This window comes from Eubacterium album (assembly GCF_025336545.1).
GTDB lineage: Bacteria > Bacillota > Clostridia > Lachnospirales > Lachnospiraceae > Eubacterium_U > Eubacterium_U album.
This window is the reverse complement of record NZ_JAODBU010000004.1, coordinates 276321-297031: the sequence shown is the minus strand read 5'-3', so window position 1 is coordinate 297031 and position 20711 is coordinate 276321. Positions and strand designations below refer to the sequence as shown.

The 20711-nt window shown below is 33.1% G+C and carries 18 protein-coding genes; 2 read left to right on the top strand and 16 right to left on the bottom strand.

The genetic code is table 11. The features are described from left to right. Window positions 1-53: 53 nt before the first annotated feature. Window positions 54-314, bottom strand: a complete 261-nt coding sequence (locus N5B56_RS05830; protein WP_022089229.1) for an IreB family regulatory phosphoprotein — start codon at window positions 312-314, stop codon at window positions 54-56. Window positions 315-373: 59 nt separating this feature from the next. Beyond that, the gene (gene mtaB, locus N5B56_RS05825) at window positions 374-1714 is read right to left on the bottom strand and encodes a tRNA (N(6)-L-threonylcarbamoyladenosine(37)-C(2))-methylthiotransferase MtaB (RefSeq protein ID WP_260978555.1); all 1341 of its coding nucleotides are present in this window, start codon (window positions 1712-1714) and stop codon (window positions 374-376) included. A 116-nt stretch (window positions 1715-1830) separates the two neighbouring features. On the opposite strand from mtaB, the gene N5B56_RS05820 reads away from it, so the two are divergent. Next, window positions 1831-2061, top strand: a complete 231-nt coding sequence (locus tag N5B56_RS05820) for an HPr family phosphocarrier protein (protein ID WP_022089231.1) — start codon at window positions 1831-1833, stop codon at window positions 2059-2061. A gap of 62 nt (window positions 2062-2123) precedes the next feature. On the opposite strand, the gene thiI is transcribed toward N5B56_RS05820, so the two are convergent. The 14 genes from thiI to N5B56_RS05750 form a co-directional block, all read right to left on the bottom strand. Next, a complete protein-coding gene (thiI, locus tag N5B56_RS05815) occupies window positions 2124-3308 on the bottom strand; it encodes a tRNA uracil 4-sulfurtransferase ThiI (RefSeq protein WP_022089232.1) in 1185 nt (394 codons plus the stop codon). A gap of 12 nt (window positions 3309-3320) precedes the next feature. Beyond that, entirely contained in the window at window positions 3321-4475 is a 1155-nt protein-coding gene (locus N5B56_RS05810; protein WP_260978554.1) for a cysteine desulfurase family protein, read from the bottom strand. Window positions 4476-4484: 9 nt separating this feature from the next. Beyond that, window positions 4485-5222 carry a 16S rRNA (uracil(1498)-N(3))-methyltransferase gene (locus N5B56_RS05805; protein WP_260978553.1) on the bottom strand — a complete coding sequence of 246 codons (738 nt, stop codon included), beginning with the start codon at window positions 5220-5222 and terminating at the stop codon, window positions 4485-4487. 14 nt (window positions 5223-5236) lie between these two features. Next, entirely contained in the window at window positions 5237-6199 is a 963-nt protein-coding gene (gene prmA / locus N5B56_RS05800) for a 50S ribosomal protein L11 methyltransferase (RefSeq protein WP_260978552.1), read from the bottom strand. 279 nt (window positions 6200-6478) lie between these two features. After that, window positions 6479-7366 carry a fibronectin type III domain-containing protein gene (locus N5B56_RS05795; protein ID WP_022089236.1) on the bottom strand — a complete coding sequence of 296 codons (888 nt, stop codon included), beginning with the start codon at window positions 7364-7366 and terminating at the stop codon, window positions 6479-6481. 356 nt (window positions 7367-7722) lie between these two features. Then, on the bottom strand, window positions 7723-8874 hold the full coding sequence (gene dnaJ / locus N5B56_RS05790; RefSeq protein WP_117909895.1) for a molecular chaperone DnaJ: 1152 nt from the start codon (window positions 8872-8874) through the stop codon (window positions 7723-7725). A 182-nt stretch (window positions 8875-9056) separates the two neighbouring features. Beyond that, complete coding sequence (dnaK, locus tag N5B56_RS05785) at window positions 9057-10940, bottom strand: molecular chaperone DnaK (RefSeq protein WP_022089238.1); 1884 nt, start codon at window positions 10938-10940, stop codon at window positions 9057-9059. An 86-nt stretch (window positions 10941-11026) separates the two neighbouring features. Further along, a complete protein-coding gene (gene grpE / locus N5B56_RS05780; RefSeq protein ID WP_022089239.1) occupies window positions 11027-11668 on the bottom strand; it encodes a nucleotide exchange factor GrpE in 642 nt (213 codons plus the stop codon). 13 nt (window positions 11669-11681) lie between these two features. Continuing rightward, complete coding sequence (gene hrcA, locus N5B56_RS05775) at window positions 11682-12722, bottom strand: heat-inducible transcriptional repressor HrcA (protein ID WP_022089240.1); 1041 nt, start codon at window positions 12720-12722, stop codon at window positions 11682-11684. A 589-nt stretch (window positions 12723-13311) separates the two neighbouring features. After that, window positions 13312-14670, bottom strand: a complete 1359-nt coding sequence (gene hemW / locus N5B56_RS05770) for a radical SAM family heme chaperone HemW (RefSeq protein WP_178515909.1) — start codon at window positions 14668-14670, stop codon at window positions 13312-13314. A gap of 59 nt (window positions 14671-14729) precedes the next feature. Further along, window positions 14730-16544: a translation elongation factor 4 gene (lepA, locus tag N5B56_RS05765; RefSeq protein ID WP_022089242.1), complete on the bottom strand. Its 1815-nt coding sequence runs from the start codon at window positions 16542-16544 to the stop codon at window positions 14730-14732. Window positions 16545-16956: 412 nt separating this feature from the next. After that, a complete protein-coding gene (locus N5B56_RS05760) occupies window positions 16957-17928 on the bottom strand; it encodes a Gfo/Idh/MocA family protein (RefSeq protein WP_117909893.1) in 972 nt (323 codons plus the stop codon). Window positions 17929-17990: 62 nt separating this feature from the next. Further along, on the bottom strand, window positions 17991-18647 hold the full coding sequence (rpiA, locus tag N5B56_RS05755; protein ID WP_260978551.1) for a ribose 5-phosphate isomerase A: 657 nt from the start codon (window positions 18645-18647) through the stop codon (window positions 17991-17993). Window positions 18648-18752: 105 nt separating this feature from the next. After that, window positions 18753-19604, bottom strand: coding sequence for a MurR/RpiR family transcriptional regulator (locus tag N5B56_RS05750; protein ID WP_117909891.1), 852 nt, complete (start codon window positions 19602-19604; stop codon window positions 18753-18755). Between the two features lie 365 nt (window positions 19605-19969). Between N5B56_RS05750 and N5B56_RS05745 the strand changes: the two genes are divergently transcribed. After that, complete coding sequence (locus N5B56_RS05745; protein ID WP_022089246.1) at window positions 19970-20650, top strand: HAD family hydrolase; 681 nt, start codon at window positions 19970-19972, stop codon at window positions 20648-20650. The last annotated feature ends 61 nt before the right edge of the window (window positions 20651-20711 follow it).

Here is a 20711-nt window from a genome sequence, read left to right as displayed (position 1 = left end):
TTTGCTACAAAAAAGAGTTTCTTCAATGAAACTCCCATTTGTATAGCCGTTGCTTATTTTAATTTGTTGTTGATATAATACTTAACTGTTTCTTCAATTAATTCATCGCGTTCTACTTTCATAATAAGGCTTCTGGCATTATTATGACTTGTAATGTATGTAGGATCTCCGGACATAATATAACCTACAATCTGGTTAACCGGATTGTATCCTTTTTCTGCTAACGCCTGATATACTCTTTCTAAAATTTCTTCAACGCCTAACTTCTGTTCCTGTGGAACTTTGAAGTATTGTGTGTTTCCTAAATTACTCATCTTATCCCGTCCTTTTGCCCTTTTGGCATTTTCCATGTACCTTTATACTAATATAAAACTTATATTGTGGCAAGCATTATTTCCTTGCCCACACCTTTTTTTTCAATATTTTTACAATTTAAACACTCATTTGCGAATCCAATTAATGAAACGTTTTTAATGTCTCCTGATATGTCTTTGTCACTCTTCATTATAACCCTAATATATTCTTTTGTGTGACCTACCCAATAATTTTCTCCTGCTACATTAATTATTTCTTCAAACAATACACTTACCTTTTTTCCTATAAATTTTCTTCTATATTCCATTGTAAGATTTTCGCCAACTTTAATCAAATCCTCGCTTCTTTCTGTCTTTACAGGCTCTGGAATCTGATTTTCCATTTTTGCAGCAACAGTGCCATCTCGTTTTGAATATTTAAATACATGTAATTCTGAAAATCTTACTTTTTTTACAAACTCTCTTGAGATTTCATAATCTTCCTGCGTTTCACCTGGGAATCCAACGATTACATCCGTTGTAAATGCCGGATTGTCAAAATATTTTCTTAAAAGTTCGCATTTTTCAAAATATTCGTCAGATGTATAATGTCTATTCATTCTTTTTAATGTATTATCACATCCACTCTGCATTGACAAATGAAAATGCGGACATATTTTCTCAACTTTTGATAATCTTTTTGCAAAATCCTCCGTCACGATATTTGGCTCAAGAGAACCCAATCTTATTCTTTCAACCCCTTCAATTCCGGCAATCATTTCAACAACATCTATTAATTTATTTTCATTATTGCCATATGAACTTAAATGAATACCCGTAAGTACGATTTCTTTGAACCCTTTTTTTGCAAGTTCTGTAACTTCCTGTCTTATATTATCAAATTCTCTACTTCTTATTCTTCCTCTCGCATACGGAATTATACAATATGAACAGAACTGATTACATCCATCCTGAATTTTTATATAAGCTCTGGTATGTTCTGTTACAGTTGCCAGTTCCAACTCTTCATATTCATTTGTGGCATTTATATCAATTACATTTTTATTATATTTGTTATCATCAAAATATTTTTGAAGTTCTTCAACTATATCTTTTTTCTTATTATTTCCAATAAGAATGTCAACAGACAAATCTTCTAACAATTTTTCTGTTGCTGTCTGAACATAACATCCTGCTGCAACTACTACTGCATCTTCATTCATTTTCTTAGCTTTATGAAGCATTTGTCTCGATTTTCTATCTGCCATATTTGTAACTGAACATGTATTTATAATATACACATCGGCCTTTTCATTAAATGGTACAATTTCGTAACCGGCATCTTCCAGCTTTTGTGCCATTGCCTCAGTCTCATATGCATTTACTTTACATCCTAAATTATGTAATGCTACTTTTAACATTTTTACAAACTCCAAACAATTTTTTTGATTAAATTTTGTATACTTTTATCATTGCCCTATTATCAGCCTCGTGTTAATATTGACGTATAAAAATATATTTAAGAGAGGTATTTATTATGAAAACAGTTACAATCAGCTTAAATTCAATTGATAAAGTAAAAGCTTTCGTAAATGACATAACAAAATTTGATTCTGATTTTGATTTAGTATCAGGTCGTTATGTAATTGATGCAAAGTCAATTATGGGAATTTTCAGTCTTGATCTTTCTAAACCAATTGACTTAAACATCCATAGCGAAGATGACGTTAACGCTATTTTAGATGTTTTAAAGCCATATCTTGTATAATTGATGTTGCTAAAAAAGCAGGCAGGTTTGCCTGCTTTTTTATTACCCTCTTTTTTATTTAATTAGTCTCTTCTTATCTCGATTAATTCTGCAGTTTCAACTGCTTCCTTAAACATTCTGTCAATTTCTTCTTCCAAATGTGTTTCTGATCTTTTAATAATATTAATATTTGGTTTAGTAACCGGATGTTTAGCAACAAATGTTGTACAACAATCCTCATATGGAAGGATAGATGTTTCATATGTTCCAATCTTTAATGAAATATCTACTATTTCCTGCTTATCAAATGCAATTACAGGTCTGAATACCGGCATAGTACATACTTCATTTGTAGCTGCAAGGCTTTGCATTGTCTGACTTGCAACCTGTCCTATACTTTCTCCTGTTATAAGTCCTAATGAGCCTTCTTTATTTGCAAAATACTCTGCAATTCTCATCATATATCTTCTCATAATGATAGTTAACTCATCATGTGGACATTTGTCATAAATATACATCTGTATATCTGTAAAATTAACTACATATAAATTCATTGGTCCTGTATACTTTGATATGATTTTTGCCAAATCGACAACTTTCTGTTTTGCTCTTTCAGATGTGTATGGTGGTGCATGGAAATATACTGCATCAATATGCACTCCACGTTTTGCAACCATATATCCTGCAACAGGGCTATCAATTCCTCCTGATAATAAAAGCATACCATTTCCGGCTGTTCCAACAGGCATTCCACCCGGTCCCGGAATTATCTTTGAATAAATATTAATTTTATTTCTTATCTCGATATTAATTACAATATCAGGATTATGAACATCCACCTTCATTTCAGGGAATGCATCTAAAATTACGCCTCCCATTTCCATGTTAATTTCCATGGAATCCATTGGATAATTCTTTCTGCTTCTTCTGGCTGCAACCTTAAATGTAAGATTTTTATCTTCATAGTTATCTTCGATATGTTTTATTACATGTTTAGCTAAATCTTCAAATCCATTGTCCTCTATCTGCATCATTGGGCAAATGCCTACAATACCAAACACATATTGTAACGCTTCAATCGCTTCATCCATATCGCAGTCAGATTCTGTAGTAACATAAATTCTTCCTGCTTCTTTTGTTACAACAAACTCTCCATCTACACGTTTCAATGCAATCTTTGCCTGTTTAACAAGGGCATTTTCAAACAAATATCTGTTTTTTCCCTTTATACCAATCTCGGCATATTTAATCAAAAGTGATTGTGTCATTTTACTCTCCTTCTATCTTCTAACGTATTTTCTTAACATAGGTAGCAAGCTGTTTAGCTGTTCCCCACAGTATTCTATTTCGTCCATAGTATTTAATGTGCTAAAGCTAAATCTTACAGTTGATTCTAACAAATCTTTATCTATGTTCATAGCTTTTAAAGTAGCACTTACTGCCGGTCTGTTAGATGAGCATGCTGAGCCGGCTGATATATAAATTCCTCTTTCTTCTAACGCATGAAGAAGTACTTCACTTCTTACGCCTTTAAAACTTGCACTTACAATATGCGGTGCACCTTGTTTTCCTTTCTGACTGTTTACAGTAACATCTTCCATTTCATTTAAAATATCAATAAGTCTGTCTTTTAAGGAAATAAGTTTGTCCACCTTTTCATCCAAATTTTCATAAGCTGCTCTTGCCGCTTCACCAATTCCTGCAATACCAGGCACATTCTCTGTACCTGAACGCATTCCTTTTTGCTGTCCGCCACCAAATATAATTGGTGATATTTTTGTTTTGTCTTTTATATATATAAATCCTGAACCTTTTGGTCCATGAATTTTGTGTCCGCTTACAGTAAGAATATCTATATTTAGCTTTTTAGGTTTTATGTCTAACTTTCCAAATGCCTGAATAGCATCAACATGGAATACAACATCTTTTTTTACTGACTTAATATATTTTCCAATTTCTTCAATAGGTTCTATTGCACCTACTTCATTATTTACAAACATAACAGAAACAAGAATTGTATTTTCATTCATAGCATTTTTAAGGCTTTCCATAGCTACAATGCCTTTGTTATCTACAGGTAGATATACAATCTCAAATCCCTGTTCTTCTAAGTATTTCATCGTTGCCGCAACAGAAGAATGTTCAATTTTTGTAGTTATTATTCTATTTCCTGCTCTTTTATTTGCATTAGCGCTTCCTATTATTGCAAGGTTATTCGACTCTGTGCCACCTGATGTAAAATATATTTCTTTCGGGTCTGTTTTTAATATTTTTGATATATTTTCCTTGGCCTGCTTAATATATTTTTCAGCATTTACACCTACCATATGCATAGATGATGGATTTCCATAATCCTGCGTCATAACTTTTACAACTATATCTTTTACATTTTCTGTCACTACTGTTGTGGCTGAATTATCAAAATACGCTTCCATTTTTGCTCCTTATTCTTCCATCATAAACATAATTACTGACATAATAGCCATGCCTGCCGTTTCAGTTCTTAAAATTCTTTTCCCCAAAGTTATTGGAGTTCCATTTTCCTCCATAACGGCATTTACTTCCTCTTTAGCAAATCCTCCCTCAGGTCCTATGAAAATTCCAACAGATGTGTCTTTTTTTAAGTCTCTAATGATATTTCTTGTCTTTTCCATATCATCTGCTTCTTCATACGGCATTATAATCATATCTAATTCTTTAGCCATACCGATTGCCTGTTTAAATGTGCAGACATCATTTACTCTAGGAATTATTCCTCTTTTACTTTGTTTTGCTGCACTTTCTGAAATGGCATTCCATCTTTTCACTTTATTGGCTGCCTTTTTTGCATCTAACTTTACTATTGACCTTTTTGTACTTACCGGCACAATTCCATAAACTCCAAGTTCTACCATTTTCTGTATTACTGTTTCCATTTTATCGCCTTTAGGCAATCCCTGAAACAAATATACTTTTATAGGCAATTCTCTTCCCGGTCCGTTTATATCTAATATTTTTGCTTCAACTTTTTCATCATCCATATTTAAAATACTGCAGACATATTCCTTATCATTTCCATCGCTAATAAGGATTTCTTCTCCGATTTTCATACGAAGAACATTTTTTATATGATTAACATCACTACCTGTAACTAAAATAGTATCTTCTAATATATTTTCGGCATTAACAAAAAATCTATACATTCTATACCACTCTTTTAATCTAAAATCTTCTGTGCCATAATTGCACGCCAGTCACCTTGATTTACTGTTTCCATAAATTTTAATTTGTGATTTTTCTTTATGGCATCAACTACATCTTCTTCTTTCATGTAAATAATCCCTGATGAAATAAATATTCCACCTTTCTTTAAGAATTTATCTACGATTGCTGATATTGGAATAATTACATCTGCTAATATATTTGCAACAACTACATCATATTTATTAAATCCGACTTTTTTCTGTAATTCTTCATCATCTATAATATTTCCATCATACAAATCAATGTCATCCATCGCAATATGATTTACCTGGAAATTTTCTTTTGATGCAGTAATTGCAGCCGGATCAATGTCAGTCATTGCCATTTTACCTGCCTCTAATTTTTTTGCAACTATAGACAAGATACCGCTTCCACATCCTAAATCAAGTACTATATCACCAGGTTTTACATATTTTATTAGCTGATTGATGCAAAGTTGAGTTGTTTCATGTTTTCCTGTTCCAAATGCAGTCCCGGGATCAATTTCAATCATCTTCATATCTTTATGAGCTTCATCAATTTCTTCCCATGTAGGTTTAATATAAAATTCTCCTACAGTAAAAGCTTTAAAAAACTGTTTCCAATTATTAACCCAGTCAATGTCTTCTGTTATATCTTTTTCTATTGTTCCCTCTCCAACATTTATAAATGATGATGCTTCTTTTAATTTTTCTCTAACTTTATGAAGTAATGCTTCATCGTCATTATCTTCCTCTGTATAAAAACTTATATATGCTGTTCCATCATCTTTAGGAAGTGTTGGAAGATAATCTATAAACATTGCCTTCTTGTCCTCTTCTGATAAAGGCACATTGTCTTCTATCTGTATTCCATCTATACCAAGTTCAATCATCAAACCACTTATATAATCTATAGCTTCTGTTGTTGTTTTTAACGTATATTTATTCCATTTCATAAATAAAATCCTCTCTTAAACCACAAAACATCATTTTATTATAAACGCTAAAACTTTTTAATGCAACCTTTCATAAATATCCCTTTCAGCCTTTTATAAATATCCCTTTTAGCCTTTTCACTTTTTATTTCTCCATAAACTGTATGTTACAAAGTGGAACATACATCGCCGGGCACGCCAATATAAAAGAAACCTTATAAAAAGGAATTCTTCCTAATTATAAGGTTTCTCTTGTTTATTTATTATTGCAATTCAAACAGTTTATATATGTAGCTTTAATTATTTAACCTTAACTACTTTCTTAGCACTCCATTCTTTGCTCTGCTTTCCATTCTTGTTTACAACAGCAACTCTAACGTAGTATTTCTTTCCACTTGTAAGATTCTTTAATGTTGCATTTGTCTTAGCCGTAACAACTTTCTTTGCACCAGCCATACTGCTCTTTGTTGAATACTGTACAACATATTTCTTTGCTACTGCACTCTTGTTAATAGTAACCTTAGCTACGCCTTTCTTAGCTCTTACTTTCTTAATTGTTGTAGCAACCTGTTTTACTGAAATGTTAGAACATTTTACAGATGATGAAAATGTAGGATCTCCATCCTTTGGTAATGTAACTAAACCATTGTAAAGACCTGCTAACTGTTCATCTTCTCTGTCACCCATTTCTCCGCCAACGCCAAAGTATAATGAAAGATGTCCACTATAATTCTTAGCCAAAGTAAAATCTAATGTTACTGTCTGTTCTTTATCCTGCTGTAACTGTACCCACTTAAATGCTAATGGAGCCTTATCAGGTTCGTATGCATTAGGATCATCTCCTTCAACCTTAACAAGAACCCATTTATCTAAATTAGTTGCTTTAAGTTTACAACTTACTGTATATGACTGGCCTTTCTGGTACTTAAGGTTTTCATTCTTAATCTGAGCTCCCCAGATTCCACCCCAGCCAATTGAATCCATATCGGCTGTCCAAGATGACTTAGAATTTTCTGTCAAAGCTCCTTCTGCTCCTTCAGCCCATCCTGATGAAGCACCAAAGTAACTGTCCCATTCATTCTTAATTAATTCTGTTTTAGCTGCCTGAGTTGGTACTGCAGGTACTACTGCGATAGCCATTGCTGCTGCCATTGCTAATGTGGCGATTTTCTTTAAATTCTTTCTCATTTCAATTTTCCTCCTGAACTTTATAACTATTATACAGTCAGTATAGTTAAAAACGTTTCAAAAGTCAACATATTTTATTATAAACCGCTTATTTTTTTGCTTGTTTTTGTACAATTTGACTATTAGTGATTACTCTCATTGGTTTTATTGTTCACAAAAACTTTTTTTTGCAATTTTTTCTTGTTTTATTGTTACTTAATTTAATATATACATTACTTATTTCTTCTTTATTTATTTAAATGATTGTTTTAATATTTTCTAACTTATAAAATTTTTTTCAAATTTTTAATATATAAAAATACGGATATAAAAGCAATTTTACTTTTATATCCGCAATATTTCTTTTTTCTAATCTCTTAATCTAGTTTAAATTTATCTTTAAAGCTCTTTTTCTTTGGCTTTTCATCTTCACTTTGGTTTAGTGTATTTCCTGATACTTTGTCTAACTGTTTAATTAACTCTTTTTGTTCATGAGTCAATTTTTCAGGTACTCTTACAATCAAAGTTGTATATTGATCACCACGAACTGCTTTATTTCTAATACTTGGAACACCTTTTCCTTTTAATCTGATTCTTGTTCCTGTCTGTGTTCCCGGTTTTATGTTAAACAATACATCTCCATCTACAGTGTTAACTCTTACATCTCCTCCTATTGCTGCCTGTGCAAATGAGATTGATGTATTTGTATATAAATCCATTCCATTTCTTTGGAAGTTTGGATTGCCTATAATTCTAACCTGTACTAATAAGTCTCCTCTTGGTCCGCCATTTCTTCCAGGTTCACCTTTTTCTCTGATTCTTACACTCTGTCCGTCATCAATACCTGCCGGAATTGTAACTGCAATCTTTTTAAGACTTGAAGTATATCCTGTGCCGTGACATGTTGCACATTTATCCTTTATAACCTTACCTGTTCCGTTACATTCAGGACATGTTGTAATATTCTGCATTGTTCCAAAGAAGCTCTGCTGTGTTGTAACTACCTGACCTCTACCTCCGCATCGGCTACATGTTTCAGGTTGTGTTCCAGGCTTTGCACCTGTTCCATGACATGTTGTACATTCATCTTTAAGATTAAGACTTAATTCCTTTTCGCATCCAAATACAGCTTCTTCAAATGTTATTCTGACTGAAGCACGAATATCTGCTCCTCTCATAGGACCATTGCTGTTTCTTGAACTACGTCTGCCTCCGCCAAATATATCTCCGAATATGTCTCCAAATATATCTCCAAAGTCTGCAGAATTAAAATCAAATCCTCCGGCTCCTGCTCCTGCGCTTCCATCAAATGCTGCATGACCGAATTGATCATACTGACGTCTCTTATCAGCATCACTAAGTACAGCATATGCCTCTGATGCTTCTTTAAACTTCGCCGCAGCTTCTTCCCCAGGATTTACGTCCGGGTGATATTTCTTAGCCAATTTTCTATATGCGCTTTTTATTGTGGCTTCGTCAGCATTTTTATCAACGCCTAATACCTCATAATAATCTCTTTTTTCCGCCATTTTTATCACCTTTCATATTAGTATGAATAAATAATCTGCAAATAAAACACGGATGTCATACCCTAGTCCTATTTTCATTATTTTTATATTAGTATAAATAACTTGTAAAACCCGTCCGGGCTAAACCCGGACGGGATACATTCTATCATATTCTATAACCCAGTGCTATATGTGTATTCAGATTATACTTCCTTATAGTCACCATCAACTACATCATCTGCTCCAGCTCCTGCATTAGGATCCTGGTAAGCTCCCTGTGCTCCCATATCAGGACCTGCTCCCTGTGCTCCAGCCTGTGCCTGAGCCTGTTCATACATCTTTGAGAATACTTTCTGTGAGCTTTCCATTAATTTTTCTTTTCCATTCTTTAAGCTTTCAATCTGAGCATCTGTGATGTTCTGGTCATCTGTAATTTCAGCAATTACAGCCTTTAATGCATCGATGTCAGCCTGAACTGCTGCCTTATCATTTGCATCAATCTTATCACCAACTTCATTCAAAGCATTTTCTGTCTGGAATACCATTGAATCAGCTTCATTCTTAGCATCAATGCCTTCCTTACGTTTCTTATCCTGTGCTTCAAATTCAGCAGCTTCTTTTACAGCCTTATCGATATCTTCATCAGACATATTTGAACCTGCTGTAATTGTAATGTGCTGTTCTTTTCCTGTTCCTAAATCCTTAGCTGAAACATTTACGATACCATTTGCATCAATATCAAATGTAACTTCAATCTGTGGAACACCTCTCTTTGCTGGTGGGATTCCATCAAGTCTGAACTGTCCAAGGCTCTTGTTATCTCTTGCGAACTGTCTTTCACCCTGTACTACGTTGATATCAACGGCTGTCTGGTTATCTGTTGCTGTTGAGAATGTCTGGCTCTTCTTTGTAGGAATTGTTGTATTTCTTTCAATTAATCTTGTTGCGATACCACCCATTGTTTCAATTGATAATGAAAGTGGAGTAACATCAAGAAGTAAGATTTCGCCTGCGCCTGCATCACCTGCAAGTTTACCACCCTGAATTGATGCACCGATTGCTACACATTCATCAGGATTCAAACTCTTAGATGGTTCATGACCTGTAAGTTGTTTAACCTTATCCTGTACTGCAGGGATTCTTGTTGAACCACCAACTAATAATACCTTTCCAAGTTCAGCTGCTGTAATTCCGGCATCTCTTAATGCATTCTGTACAGGAACTGCTGTTCTTTCAACTAATGCTCTTGTTAATTCATCAAATTTAGCTCTTGTAAGAGTTAAATCAAAATGCTGTGGTCCTTCAGCTGTTACTGTAATGTAAGGGATGTTAATGTTTGTCTGTGTTGCTGAAGAAAGTTCCTTCTTAGCTTTTTCTGCTGCTTCTTTAATTCTCTGAAGTGCCATCTTATCTGTTGTAAGGTCTACACCTGTCTTTGTCTTGAAGTCAGAAATCATATAATTTGTAATTGCTTCATCAAAGTCATCACCACCAAGTCTGTTATCACCTGAAGTTGATAATACTTCGATTACACCATCACCAATTTCGATAATAGATACATCAAATGTACCACCACCTAAATCGTATACCATAATCTTCTGTTCTTTTTCATTATCAAGACCATAAGCTAATGCTGCAGCTGTTGGCTCGTTGATAATTCTCTTTACATCAAGTCCTGCAATCTTACCTGCATCTTTTGTTGCCTGTCTCTGTGCATCATTGAAGTAAGCAGGTACTGTAATAACAGCTTCTGATACCTTTTCACCTAAGTAAGCTTCAGCATCACCTTTTAACTTCTGAAGAATCATTGCTGAAATTTCCTGTGGTGTATATTTCTTATCATCAATTGCTACTTTGTAATCTGTTCCCATATGTCTCTTAATTGAAGAGATTGTCTTGTCAGCGTTTGTAACTGCCTGACGTTTAGCTGTTTCACCAACTAATCTTTCACCTGATTTTGCAAATGCTACTACTGATGGAGTTGTTCTAACACCTTCTGCATTTGTAATAACTGTAGGTTTTCCACCTTCCATAACTGCTACACATGAATTTGTAGTTCCTAAGTCAATACCAATAATCTTTCCCATGATATATTTCCTCCTAAATTGATAATTTTCTTATTTCTCGGTTTTCCGAGTTCAAATATATGTTAAATAATTTCTTATTTGTAAAATTAATTAGCTACCTTAACCATGCTATGTCTTATAACACTGTCTCTATATTTATAGCCTTTCTGGAATTCCTCAACAACAACATTTTCTTCTAATTCGTCATTGTCTTCATGCATTACTGCATTGTGTAATTCCGGATCAAACTGTTGGCCTTTAGCTTCAATGACTGTAACTCCCATTTCTTCAAATGCTGTCATCAACTGCTTATATATTAAATTCATTCCCTGACCTGTTGGTGATTTCTGTTCTTCTTCTGATAATGCTGCGATACCTCTTTCAAAGTTATCTACAATCGGAAGAAGTTTTTCAATAATTGATCTTGCACCAACTTCAAACATTGCTGATTTTTCTTTTTCGCTACGGTTTCTATAGTTTTGGAATTCAGCCATAAGTCTTTGATGTTTATCAGTTAACTCTTCTATCTGCTGGTCTTTCTTATCTTTCTTTCCAAATATTTTTTTCTTTTCTTTTTTGTCTGAAGAATTTTTATCTTCTGCTTCTTTTTTGTCTTTATCTTCTTTAGTATCTTCTGTTGTTTCTTTTTCAGTTTCTACTGTTTCATTTGTATCTTCTACTGTTTCTTCTTCAGTTTCAGATTTTTCTACCTTTTCTTCTTCAGGCATATCGTTAATATTCTTTTCCATTGGACCTTCCTTTCTATTCGTCTTCCTTCTTGAAAGCATCGCTTAACTGGCCCTTAACTGTTCTTAATGTCTCTACAACTTTCTCATAATCCATTCGCTTCGGACCTATAACTCCGATGGTACCTTTAATGCCATCTTCTAATTCATAAGTTGCTGTTACAACACTACAATCCTTCATTCCTTCTACCGGAGTTTCTTCACCGATATAAACCTGAATTCCTGTTTCATTATCATTTACCAAATTGGTTAATGGCTTCTTTTCTTCAAATGTTGAAAGCAACAAACTTGCATTCTCGTTACTGCTTAATTCAGGATACTTCAAAATATTCGTTGCACCTGATGTATAAATCTTCATCTGTGCTTCTGATGCAATGGCTTCTGTAATTGCCTGTAACACATCTGTTACTAATTCTTTATGTTCACCTGCATTAGATGTAAGTGTTGAAATAACAGCTATGTTAATCTGCTCAACTGCTAATCCTGCAAGACTTGTATTGAGTGCCACATTAAGTCTCAAAACCATTTCTTCATTAATCTGGTCTTTAACTTTTATAATCTTGTTTACTACTCTGTTTCTTCCCGAAACAACAATACATAAAATCTGATTGTCATCCATAAGTGACAACTGAATGAATTTTATCTTATCTTCGTTATCCCTTGATGTTGAAATCATTGTTGCATAATTAGTATTGGTTGCAAGCATCTTCGCCATATTCTGAAGAAGGGTTTCAACCTTATCAACCTTTTCAAATAAAAGGTTTTCTCTTTCAGTTACTTTCTTTTCTCTGTTGTCTAATTCCTGAACTTTTTCTTTCATTAAATCGTCAACATAAAGTCTGTAACCTTTATCTGTAGGAATTCGTCCTGCTGATGTATGAGGCTGAACTATATATCCCATCTCTTCTAAGTCAGCCATCTCATTACGAATGGTTGCTGAACTTAAGTTAAGATCTGTATACTTAGAAATGGTTCTTGAACCAACGGGCTCGCCTGTTTCCAAATAGTTACGAATGACTGCCTGTAATATTTTTACTTTTCTCTCTGTCAGTTCCATATTCCATCTCCTTTCTACTTATTAGCACTCGTTAGTTTTGAGTGCTAACATCTTTCATAAATTAAAATAGCACCCACCATATTATTTGTCAACATTTTTGCAAAAAAAATTATAGAAACTTTTGTAAATAATTTGTGAACATAGAAAAATAGCACAAACCTTAAGGATGTATATAATATCGAAAGAACGCTTTCGCTGCTTGCAATTAAAAATGTATATAATATCGAAAGAACGCTTTCGCTGCTTGCCACTCGTAGCAGTTCTAATGTTCCATCATATGGTCTGACATTAGAACCTTCGGTTCTAGTCATTCCATATGATGGAACATTGAACCGACGGTGGCAAATGCTCTTTCGTTATTATATACATTTATCCGGTTTGTGCTATGATGTTTAATTTTAGATATTTTTATTTTGGATATTATTAAATATATATTTTTTGAATGCAATTAGTTTTGTTTTTTTATTTTCCCCAATACTAGTATTAATGTTCAATTAATTACCTACTATAATTCCTATTATAATTATTATAGTTTATTAGTTTCTCTATATTTATTAGTATTAAATAGAGTATTCTACATATTATATTATTATAATAAAAACTCTGATAATACTACATTGCTTACATCAATTCCTCTTTCGGTAAGTTTTATATTGTCGTTTTCGGTTTTCAATAATTTCTCCTGTGTAAGTTTTTCTAAGACATTACCGTATACGTTTTCTATCTTCTTATTAAATAATGTTTCAAATTTAGTTTTGTTTACTCCTTCCATCATTCTAAGGCCTAAAAACATAAATTCTTCCATCTGATCATTTTTAGAGAGTCTTTCAATGTTTTTATGAATTGAACCTAATCTGTTATAATCAGTATCAAAGTCTGTATCATTATCACTTTTCTTTCGATAAATTTTTTCTTCGAATACAGATTCATCTTCTCTTGATTGTTGATTATTATTTTCAAATTCATAATCATCTTCATCTTCAAATAAATAATCCATCATTTCTTCACTACCATATTGAAAAGCTGTCATTTCATCCATATTATCTTCGCAATTGTATATTTCATTTATGAAAGCAATGTACTTATTTAAATCTGAAATATTATTATATCTTTCATTTTCTAATAAAGAAGCTGCTCCTATTCCAAAGCCAATATAATTTTTTCTCTGCCAATATCCTACGTTGTGTCTACATTCCATGCCTTCTTTACTATAATTTGATATTTCATATCTGTGATATCCATTTTCTTCTAAGATATTCTTTGTCATGTAATACATTTCACGCTCAGTATCTTCATCAGGAAGTATATCCTTTCCCTGCAATGCTGCTTCATTTACCCTGTCATACATTATCGTGCCCTCTTCTACTATAAGGCTATACGCCGATATGTGCTCTGGATTCAAGGCAACTACCTTTTCTAGAGTTTCTTTATATGATGAAATCGTTTGTCCCGGAAGTGCACTCATTAAGTCAATGTTAATATTGTCAAATCCACATTCCCTTGCTATTCGATAATTATCCAAAAACTCCTGCCATGTGTGTATTCTTCCAATGCTTTTTAATTCATCATCATTTGCTGACTGAAGTCCTATGCTTAATCTGTTCACTCCGGTTTTCTTGTAAACTTCTAATTTTTCTCTTGTCAAAGTGCCCGGATTACATTCTATCGTTATTTCTGTATTTTCATTTATATTTGCATATTTTTTTACTGCATTCATTATGCATTCAAATAAATGTGATTCCAATATAGAAGGGGTTCCTCCTCCAAAAAAGATTGAATCTACTTCATATCCATTCAAAATATTTTTTGACAATTCAATTTCTTTTATTAACGCATCCACATACTCCTCTTTAGTTTTGCAATCTGCCCTGTCGGAGAGAAAATCACAATAATCACATTTTTTTACGCAAAACGGAATATGGATATATATTTCTAAATGTTTGCTCATTTTTACCTCTCTTTTCAACTAATAAGGTCCCTCTGCCTGCTGCAAAGAGACCTTTTATATTAATCTTCGTCCAATTTGAGTACTGCCATAAATGCTTCCTGTGGTATTTCAACGTTACCAACCTGACGCATTCTCTTCTTTCCTTCTTTCTGTTTTTCAAGAAGTTTTTTCTTACGTGAAATATCGCCACCATAACATTTAGCCAAAACATCTTTTCGCATTGCCTTAACTGTTTCTCTTGCAATTACTTTACTTCCGACTGCTGCCTGAATTGGAATTTCAAATAACTGACGTGGTATTTCATTTTTAAGTTTCTCGCACATTTTTCTGCCTCGTTCATATGCTGTAACATCCGGAACGATAAATGAAAGTGCATCCACTTCTTCCTTATTAATAAGAATATCAAGTTTAACTAACTTAGCTGCTTCATATCCTTTCAATTCATAATCAAATGACGCATATCCTCTTGAGCGGGATTTAAGTGCATCAAAGAAATCATATATTATTTCATTTAACGGAATATCGTATTCGAGTAATGCTCTTGAACCTTCTACATATTCCATTCCTATATATGTTCCTCTTCTTTGCTGACATAATTCCATAATAGCACCGATAAACTCAGTTGTTACCATTATTTCCGCATGAACAATAGGTTCTTCCATATGCTCAATTTCACTTGGGTCAGGCAAATTAGAAGGATTTGTAAGTTCTATAACACTTCCATCGTTTTTATATATTTTGTAAATAACACTAGGTGCAGTTGTAACTAAATCAAGATTGTACTCACGCTCAAGTCTTTCCTGTACAATTTCCAAATGAAGCAATCCTAAAAATCCGCATCTGAAGCCAAATCCTAATGCAAGTGATGTTTCAGGTTCATACTGCAAAGCTGCATCATTTAACTGTAATTTTTCAAGAGCATCTCTTAAATCAGGATATTTTGCTCCATCTGCCGGATAAAGTCCACAGTAAACCATAGGATTAACTTTTTTGTATCCGGGAAGTGGTTCTGCACAAGGATTATCTGCATTAGTAATAGTGTCACCTACTCGCGTATCTTTTACGTTTTTGATGCTGGCTGTAATATATCCAACCATGCCTGCACTAAGTTCATCACATGGAATAAACTGTCCTGCTCCAAAATATCCTACTTCAACTACATTTGCTGTTGCTCCCGTAGCCATCATTTTTATATTCATACCTGCTTTTACAACACCATGTTTTAAACGGCAAAAAACAATAACTCCCTTATACGCATCATATAAGCTGTCAAATATTAATGCCTGAAGTGGTGCGTCAACATCTCCCTGTGGTGCCGGTATTTTTTCCACTATCTGTTCTAATACTTCTTCTATATTTAATCCTGTTTTTGCTGAAATAAGTGGTGCATCATGAGCTTCAAGTCCGATTACATCTTCTATTTCATTTATAACTCTTTCAGGATCTGCACTAGGCAAATCTATCTTGTTGATAACAGGGAATACTTCCAAGTCATGATCAAGTGCCATATAAACATTTGCCAAAGTCTGTGCTTCTACACCCTGTGCTGCATCGACAACAAGGATTGCACCATCACATGCTGCAAGGCTTCGTGATACTTCATAGTTAAAATCGACATGTCCCGGTGTATCGATAAGGTTAAAAATGTATTCTTCTCCATCTTTTGCCTTATATACCGTTCTTACTGCCTGTGACTTAATCGTTATTCCACGTTCTCTCTCTAGTTCCATATTATCAAGAACCTGTGCCTGCATTTCTCTGCTTGTTAACAATCCTGTTTTTTCAATAATTCTATCTGCCAAAGTTGACTTTCCATGGTCAATATGGGCAATAATGCAAAAGTTTCTTATTTTACTCTGATCAATGTGAGCCACTGTTGTTCCTCCATGTTGTTTTATATTGGTTTCTTGTTTAATTATGTTCTATTTTAAATATAATGCATACTTTTCCACACTAACGCTCATTATAGCATATTATAAAACTATTTTCCATCGTGTTCTTTCAGATAAACTATGTAATGAGGTTGGTAATTTTGAGTCAAGATATATATACGAAACACATGACGAATATGTTGTTCTTCATTTAGTTTCCCAGAACAACGGGATTACTTTTATTCCTGATAAATTTTATATGTCGAGACCTTACAATAATTTAAAAGCCACCTCATGCAACAATAGTATTCTTTAACGTAGAAAAGGTAAATAATCAAATATCTACTAAAAAAATATACTATCATAAGCATATAGTGGCTTTTAATCTATAACTTGTGGCATTACATAATTTTACTTATTCAAAATCGTAAACCATTCCCCACTGATTTCTAACTGAAGTAAGAGTTTCCATTACATCTCTTACAATCTGAAGATTTTCCTGTCCTGAATTATTATTAATATATTCTTCCATATCCATAACTTCATATTGAAGTGCTTTTTTCGTATCACCTTCGTCTATAACCTCAGTATGTCCGTCAGCAGTATATGTAATTGTTGCTTTTTGAGCTCTTGGATATTCATCTATCTGTATATATCCCTTTTCTCCTGAAATAACACCTCTTTTTGGTTGTTTTGCTCTCATTGTAAGTGCAATAACAGACATTTGCCCATCATTATTTTTTAAAATAATTCCACTTGTTTCATCAACTCCTGTTTCAAAATAATTTGCAGTGGTAAGAACAACATTTGGCTTACTTTCCATAAAATATCTGGCAAATGATACTGCATATACTCCTATATCAAGCAATGCCCCACCTGCTAATGATTTTGAGAAAAATCTGTTATTCACATCATATTCCTTGCAACTTCCAAAATTAACCTGCACCATTTTTACCTTTCCAATTTCACCATCTTCTATCATTTTCTTTATCTTCTTATATAAAGGCATGTGAAGAAGTGTCACGCCATCACATATAACTAAATTATTTTTCTTTGCCACCTTGACGCATTCTTCTAACTGTCTGCTGTTTACCGTAATTGCCTTTTCACAAAATACATGCTTTCCTGCCTTTAATGATTTAAGCATCATTTCATAATGCATATTGTGTGGAGTCGCAATGTATACTATATGAATATTCTTATCTGATAGCATTTCATCTAAATCATTATATGCATGTTCTATTTTATATTCTTTGGCAAAATTTTCAGCCTTCTCAAGCGAGCTTCCACACACTCCATAAACAGTTCCATGTACTGCCCACAATGCCTCTGCCATTTCACTGCCAATCCATCCTGTACCAACTATTCCCCAGTTTAAATTACTCATGATTATCCTCCTAACTTAATATCCACATTTTTCAAATTGCTTTTGTATAACACCACAATCTTTTAATCTATTACACGAATGCCACTTTCTCCTGCAATTAATGCTTTTGACACTATATTATAAAATAATGATGTTTCTACTATGCCTGTTATGTGCTTTAATTTTTCATCTAATGCTTTTACATCCTGCCCTTTTTCAAAGTACGCATTCATAAGATAGTTTCCGTCATCACTTAATAAAGTTCCCATTTTCATTTCTGTTGAACGTTCTTCTACTTTTGCTCCCATTTCTTCTAATTTAGATTTAACATATTCTTTTGCACTTTTTATTACTTCCACTGCAACTGCATGTTCAAATGTTAACTCATCTGAATATTTTTCTTCATCCGCTAATATCACATAATCTTTTGCCATAACAGCTACTATTTTTTCTCTTGTAAAAATTCCGCCATCAGTCTTTAACGCATTAAGATTTTTGTCAATCTCATTGCATCCGTCAAACGCAATATCAATTTGTTTAACAAATTCTAATGGTAATACTTCTATTCCTGCTTTGACACATAAATTCATTGTATCTTCGCTAGGTGTAACTGCTTTAACTTTCTTATTTCCATTTTTTAGTTCTTCAATAAGAAAAGCTATTGTTCTTCCTCCACCAAGTCCTATAATCATTCCATCTTTAATCATTTCATAAGCTGCTTTTGCACATTTTTGTTTCATTTTATAATTCCTCCTGTTTATATGTATTGCCCCCTCCCTTCGGTCGGCGGCTATTCGTCGGAAACATTTATAGAAAATGAACTTCGTTCATTTTGTTTCCTCCTCTTATAATTTTTCATCTGCCATAAGATTTTCACATTTGCTTAATCTTTCATAACTTTTCTGCTGTCCTACTGTTAAAAACAAATATAGAATTTCTATAATTGTTGTTGCTGATACTCTTGAGAAATAAAACTCATTTAAGAATAATTTTTCTCTGGTAGCCGTCTGTATATGATAGTCTACCGTCTTTGCAATAGTCGAATCGGGATTATTTGTAATGCCAATGGTTGTTGCTCCATTTTCCTTTGCGGCCTCAACCATTTTCTGAACCTGCTTCGACTCTCCTGTGTTAGAAATTGCAATTAACACATCTTGTTCTTTTAAAGTCATAGAAAATGATAATTGAGTTTCCCATATGCTTCCTGCCATGGAGCGGATTCCAATTTCATTAAACTTATATGCGCCGTCTAAAGCTACAGGAATCGTATTTCCTACTGCAACAAACTGTACAATTCCCGCATTCTGTATGCTTTCAAGAATCTTATCAAATTCTTTTGTATCTATTAATGAAATGGTCTGCTTCATTTCTTCTATTTTATTTGCCAAAATATTTTGTAATGACTGTCCGATATCTTCTCTTGTAATATCATTAGAAACCGGTATGTTGTCATCACCTTCAACAATTTCTCTTGCCAGTGCAATCTTCAAATGGTGAAATCCGTCCACGTCACACTTTTTGCAAAATCGTGAAACACTTGCTACACTTGTTCCACTATTCTTAGCTAATTCTGAAATTGTCATATTTACAACTTCTTTATAATTGCTAAGTATGTAATTTCCTATCTTTTTTTCCTGTTCAAAAAACGAGTCATATAATCTGTTTATATTTTCAATTACCGAAATATTTTTTTTCATCTTATTCCCTTTCGTGAAAATCATTTTCATATCTTTATAATACATAATAATTATTTTCACGTCAATGTCTTTTATGAAAATTATTTTCTTGATTTCTTTTCTTATGAAAGATTTATTTTCCTACCACGTTTATTAATTTTTGTAAGACTAAAATCCACTTTGCCCACTTTAAAATGGGAATAATTTTTTCACTTCACATTTATTAATTTTTTAATAAATATTTTGACCTAATTAAATTTTTATTTTATGATTTATTTTAGATGTGATGAAAGTATCATAATATGCCTCAGAACTTGTAACATCTATGCCTTTATCACTATCATTTAAGTATTCGATTATTTTTATTATGAATTGGAGCATTATATATGATTATTTGTAAAAATAGAGAACTAAAGACCAAAACTAAACTTGTTATTTTTGATATGGACGGGCTGCTTTTTGATACGGAAAAGTTGTTTATGGAAACTCAGGCTCCTATATTAGAAAAATACGGTTATAAACAAAGAAAAGAAAATTATGTAAAAACATTAGGTATTGCCGGAGAGAATCTCAAACGTACTCTTTATGATATTTACGGTTCTGATTATCCTGATGAGATAATCTCTAGCGAGACCCGAAAACAGGTGAATTATATAATTGAAAAAAACGGAGTTCAGATTAAGCCCGGAATAAAAGAGCTTTTGCAGGCTCTATTTGCTGCAAACATTCCATGTGTAGTTGCTTCATCCACTAAAACTGAAATTGTATTAAAATATTTAAAGCGTGCAGGAATTGATAAATATTTTAGTTTCGTTATTGGTGGTGACAAAGTTAACGAATCTAAACCAAACCCTGAAATTTTTCTTAAAGCATGGAAATCAGTAGATGTTTCCTTAGAAGCTGCTCTTATATTGGAGGATTCTGAAAATGGTTTATTAGCTTCAAAGAATGCAAATATTCCTTCTATTTGCATACCTGACTTAAAATATCCTGAACCTGAGTACGAATCCATTCCCGCATATATTGTAGAAACTGGATTAGATGTTATTGATATTTTGGGAATTTAAATGAGTTTTATTTTTGAGATTTAAATAACTTTACTTGAAGAATTTGACCAACTTTATTATT

What these genes read in the sequence shown, in the direction of transcription:
- N5B56_RS05830 (WP_022089229.1), bottom strand. Translation starts at nt 314, where the DNA reads ATGAGTAATTTAGGAAACACACAATACTTCAAAGTTCCACAGGAACAG.
- mtaB (WP_260978555.1), bottom strand. Translation starts at nt 1,714, where the DNA reads ATGTTAAAAGTAGCATTACATAATTTAGGATGTAAAGTAAATGCATAT.
- N5B56_RS05820 (WP_022089231.1), top strand. Translation starts at nt 1,831, where the DNA reads ATGAAAACAGTTACAATCAGCTTAAATTCAATTGATAAAGTAAAAGCT.
- thiI (WP_022089232.1), bottom strand. Translation starts at nt 3,308, where the DNA reads ATGACACAATCACTTTTGATTAAATATGCCGAGATTGGTATAAAGGGA.
- N5B56_RS05810 (WP_260978554.1), bottom strand. Translation starts at nt 4,475, where the DNA reads ATGGAAGCGTATTTTGATAATTCAGCCACAACAGTAGTGACAGAAAAT.
- N5B56_RS05805 (WP_260978553.1), bottom strand. Translation starts at nt 5,222, where the DNA reads ATGTATAGATTTTTTGTTAATGCCGAAAATATATTAGAAGATACTATT.
- prmA (WP_260978552.1), bottom strand. Translation starts at nt 6,199, where the DNA reads ATGAAATGGAATAAATATACGTTAAAAACAACAACAGAAGCTATAGAT.
- N5B56_RS05795 (WP_022089236.1), bottom strand. Translation starts at nt 7,366, where the DNA reads ATGAGAAAGAATTTAAAGAAAATCGCCACATTAGCAATGGCAGCAGCA.
- dnaJ (WP_117909895.1), bottom strand. Translation starts at nt 8,874, where the DNA reads ATGGCGGAAAAAAGAGATTATTATGAGGTATTAGGCGTTGATAAAAAT.
- dnaK (WP_022089238.1), bottom strand. Translation starts at nt 10,940, where the DNA reads ATGGGAAAGATTATTGGTATTGACTTAGGAACTACAAATTCATGTGTA.
- grpE (WP_022089239.1), bottom strand. Translation starts at nt 11,668, where the DNA reads ATGGAAAAGAATATTAACGATATGCCTGAAGAAGAAAAGGTAGAAAAA.
- hrcA (WP_022089240.1), bottom strand. Translation starts at nt 12,722, where the DNA reads ATGGAACTGACAGAGAGAAAAGTAAAAATATTACAGGCAGTCATTCGT.
- hemW (WP_178515909.1), bottom strand. Translation starts at nt 14,670, where the DNA reads ATGAGCAAACATTTAGAAATATATATCCATATTCCGTTTTGCGTAAAA.
- N5B56_RS05760 (WP_117909893.1), bottom strand. Translation starts at nt 17,928, where the DNA reads ATGAGTAATTTAAACTGGGGAATAGTTGGTACAGGATGGATTGGCAGT.
- rpiA (WP_260978551.1), bottom strand. Translation starts at nt 18,647, where the DNA reads ATGAAACAAAAATGTGCAAAAGCAGCTTATGAAATGATTAAAGATGGA.
- N5B56_RS05750 (WP_117909891.1), bottom strand. Translation starts at nt 19,604, where the DNA reads ATGAAAAAAAATATTTCGGTAATTGAAAATATAAACAGATTATATGAC.
- N5B56_RS05745 (WP_022089246.1), top strand. Translation starts at nt 19,970, where the DNA reads ATGATTATTTGTAAAAATAGAGAACTAAAGACCAAAACTAAACTTGTT.